The organism is Acidiphilium sp., from assembly GCF_049977125.1.
Taxonomy (GTDB): domain Bacteria; phylum Pseudomonadota; class Alphaproteobacteria; order Acetobacterales; family Acetobacteraceae; genus Acidiphilium.
In genome coordinates, this window is the sequence record NZ_JBMFGY010000150.1 from 1,487 (window position 1) to 4,922 (window position 3,436).

Below are 3,436 nucleotides of genomic sequence, written 5' to 3' on the forward strand. Positions count from 1 at the left end.
CGGGCGGATCATGCGGTATCGGGCGCGTCGGGGCCGGCCTTGCGCAGACCATGGATGGCGGCGCCGAGGAGGGCGGCGTTGATGGTGATGACATGGACCGGGATCTGGCTCAGCAGGTTGGCGAAGCGGCCCTTTGCGGTGAATGAGCGCATGAAGGCGCCATCGGTCAGTTGGGGGATCAGCCGGGGCGGCAGGCCGCCGGCGAGGTAGAGGCCGCCGGTGGCCATGGTTTTGAGGACCAGATTGCCGGCCTCGGCGCCCCAGACATCGATCACGATGCGGATGGTTTCGGCGGCCAGCGGGTTGTTGGCGGCGTCGTGCAGGGCGGCGTCGATGATCGGGGGGGTGCGATCGGCGGCGGCCTGGAGCGTGGCGCGGAAATCGGCGCGTTCGGATGCCGGGTCGCGCGAGCGGACGAAATCATAGACATTCGGCACGCCGGTTCCGGCGCAGACCCGCTCATAGGCGGCGTGGCGGAAGCGTTCGGTCAGGAAGGCCCAGAGACCGGCCTGGATGTCGTTGGTGGGGGCGAAATCGGCGTGGCCGCCTTCGGAGGCGCAGGCGATGTAGGATTGGCCGCCCCAGATCAGGAAGGCCTCGCCCAATCCGGTGCCGGGGGCCAGCACAGCGATCGGCGCGTGGTCGATCGGCTGGCCGGGATTGATCAGGAGGGTCTCTTCGGGGCGCAGATCGGGGATCGCCTGGGCGATCGCCTCGAGGTCGTTGAGCAGGGTGACGCGTTCGAGCTTGAGGGCGGCGCAGAGGGCGGTTTCCTCGATGTCCCAGAGCAGGTTGGTCAGGTGCGCCCGGCCGCGAACCACCGGACCCGCGACATCGAAACAGGCCGAGGTGGGCTGGCCGCCGGTGTGCGCGATGAACTCCTCGACGATTGCTTGCAATCCCTGATAGTCGGCGCTGTGGAATTCCTGCTGCGCCAGGACGGCGCGGGGCCCGGCCTGGGGCGACACCAGGGCGAGCCGGGTTTTGGTGGCACCGATGTCGCCGGCGATCAGCATCGTTTCGTCTCCGTTGGGTGGTCTGGCGGATTATTCGGCGGCGAGCGGCGCGTTCAACCCCTGTTCGATCTGTTCGAGGCTGCGGCCCTTGGTTTCGGGCACCAGGAACCAGGTGAAGGCGAAGGTCAGAAGGGTCATGGCGGCGTAGATCAGGAAGGTCGGGCCGCGGCCGAGGCTGACGACCAGATCGAGGAAGGTGAAGGAGACGATCATGTTGAAGCTCCAGTTGGCGATCGTCGCGAGGCTCATGCCGCGGCCGCGCACCGCGAGGGGGTAGATTTCGGCGATCAGCAGCCAGAATACCGGCCCCAGCCCGATCGCGAAGAAGGCGACATAGGCGGCCACGGCGATGACCGTCACCCAGGCGAGCGCGCCGCTCAGGCCGACCATGAAGCAGATCGAGAGGATCAGCAGCGTTACGAACATGCCGACCAGGCCCCAGAGGAGCATCGGGCGGCGGCCGACGCGGTCGAGCAGGCGCATCGCCACCACGGTCATGACGACGTTGACCAGCCCGACGCCGGCGGTCGCGAGGATCGAGATCGAGGCGGAGGGCAGGCCGGCGGATTGGAAGATGGTGGGGGCGAAATAGATCACGGTGTTGATGCCGGTGATCTGCTGGAAGATCGCGAGGCCGACGCCGATGATCAGCGGCATTCTGGCGCGGCCGGTGAAGACCTGGCGCCAGGGCGCCTTTTGGTTGTCTTCGGCGGCGATGTCATGCAGGAGGGCGGTGTATTCGACATCGATGTCCGCACCGGGGCGCAGGCGTTGCAGCGCCCGTTTCGCCTGCTCGTCGCGGTCGTGGCCGATCAGCCAGCGCGGACTTTCCGGCAGGAGGAGCATGCCGATGAACAGGACGATGCCGGGAACGGCGCCGAGGCCGAGCATCCAGCGCCAGCCCTCGCCGATATGGGAGAGAAGGAATCCGACGATGTAGGAGAGCAGGATGCCGAAGGTGATGTAGAATTGGTTGATGGTGACGATGCCGCCGCGTTTTTCGCGCGGGGCCATTTCGGACAAATAGAGCGGTGTCAGCATCGATGACACGCCGATGGCGATGCCGACCAGAATGCGGCCGATCAGCACGATGTCGAGCATCCAGGCGATGGATGAGAGAAGGGCGCCGGCGACGAAGATGGCGGAGGTGACCAGAAGCACGATCCGCCGGCCGAAGGCATCGGCCAGGGTGCCGGCGACGGCGGCGCCGGCCACGGCGCCCGCGAGGGCGATGGCGACGACGGTGCCTTCCATGGTGGGCGAGAGATGGAAGACCTGCTTGATGTAGAGGATGGCGCCGGAGATGACGCCGGTGTCGTAGCCGAACAATAATCCGCCCAAGCCGGCGATCGATGCGATGAAGGTGAAATTCATGGCCGTGTCGCTCCCAACAAGTGATCGAGCCATTGAGCCGATCGGGCTGACCGCACGCGGACTTGATGTAATCCTTCCGTGGTGTGACGGCAAACCGGGCGGGGTCACGGTGAACTACACGATTGCGGGAGATGAGGTTCGGCTGGCGATTTTGTTATGATATCGTAACGATTTAGGCGTGCGAAATCCTGCGCCTGGTCAGGTGTTTTTTGAATTTTTTTGGGAGTTTGGCGCGGTGCCGCGGCGGGGAAAGCGGTGCTCGGCGGCAGGGATGAAGGCGCGGTGTTGGGGCGGCAGCGGCGGGGCCGGGCGCAGGGGCGGGAGTTCGGCGATGGTGAGTTTGCGGGGTTGGGGATGTGCGGGTTGGGCGTGGGCGGGTTGCGGCACGGCTTCGGGGCCGGGGTTGGCGCGGGCGGCTTGGCCGTTGCAGCGACGCGGGCGGGTTGATGCCGCAGAGATGGCAGAGCGGGCGGAGGGTGCGGCTGAGGCCAGGGTTGGTTTCGATCAGCGCGCGCATTTCGGGGAGGATGAGGAGCTCGCCGATTTTGGCGATGTAGCCGTTGATTTCGGAATGGGGGAAGGTGCGGCGGAGGAGGCCGAAAGCGCGCGAGAGCCGGGGCGGCGGGCCGAACCGGGCGACCGGCCAGCGGCTTAGCCAGCGCGGCGTGGGCCGGGCGGGCGGTGCGGCGCTGGGGTCGTGGGCCGGGTGCTGGCCTGAGTTTTTGTTGGGATTTTCTTGGGGGCTTTGCTGGGGGTTTTTGTTGGGATTTGGCGGGCGGTGCGGGCGGGGGATCGGGCCGCGGGTGATGGCGGCGGCGATGCGGCTGACCAGGCCCATCAGGCGGGCGTCGATCAGGAACAGGAGGATGGCAGGCACGCCGAGGCGCCCGGCTTCGATGGCCATGGTTTCGCGCAGTTTGCGGATGGTGTGGTCGAACCGCTCTTTCAGTGTGGTGGGGAGGTAGGCGGGGGTCCAGGGCATCGCGATGATATACGCGGACGGGGTGGGGGTGCGAAAGCGGAAAATGCCGCGATCGTGATGGCTG

At 66.7% G+C, this 3,436-nt stretch carries 4 protein-coding genes; 1 reads left to right on the plus strand and 3 read right to left on the minus strand.

What is annotated here, in order from left to right; all coding sequences use genetic code 11:
* Positions 1–8: 8 nt before the first annotated feature.
* Positions 9–1,016: a glucokinase gene (gene glk, locus ACP5E6_RS15350; protein ID WP_427955451.1), complete on the minus strand. Its 1,008-nt coding sequence runs from the start codon at positions 1,014–1,016 to the stop codon at positions 9–11.
* A gap of 30 nt (positions 1,017–1,046) precedes the next feature.
* Positions 1,047–2,390, minus strand: coding sequence for a sugar porter family MFS transporter (locus ACP5E6_RS15355; RefSeq protein ID WP_427955453.1), 1,344 nt, complete (start codon positions 2,388–2,390; stop codon positions 1,047–1,049).
* On the opposite strand from ACP5E6_RS15355, the gene ACP5E6_RS15360 reads away from it, so the two are divergent.
* Positions 2,374–2,550: a hypothetical protein gene (locus ACP5E6_RS15360; protein ID WP_427955455.1), complete on the plus strand. Its 177-nt coding sequence runs from the start codon at positions 2,374–2,376 to the stop codon at positions 2,548–2,550. The genes ACP5E6_RS15355 and ACP5E6_RS15360 overlap by 17 nt on opposite strands.
* A gap of 12 nt (positions 2,551–2,562) precedes the next feature.
* On the opposite strand, the gene ACP5E6_RS15365 is transcribed toward ACP5E6_RS15360, so the two are convergent.
* A partial coding sequence (locus ACP5E6_RS15365) for a hypothetical protein (protein WP_427955458.1) occupies positions 2,563–3,436 on the minus strand: 874 nt, incomplete at its 5' end.

Excerpts from the sequence above, each read along its gene's own strand:
- ACP5E6_RS15355 (WP_427955453.1), bottom strand. The coding sequence starts at position 2,390 with ATGAATTTCACCTTCATCGCATCGATCGCCGGCTTGGGCGGATTATTG.
- glk (WP_427955451.1), bottom strand. The coding sequence starts at position 1,016 with ATGCTGATCGCCGGCGACATCGGTGCCACCAAAACCCGGCTCGCCCTG.
- ACP5E6_RS15360 (WP_427955455.1), top strand. The coding sequence starts at position 2,374 with ATGAAGGTGAAATTCATGGCCGTGTCGCTCCCAACAAGTGATCGAGCC.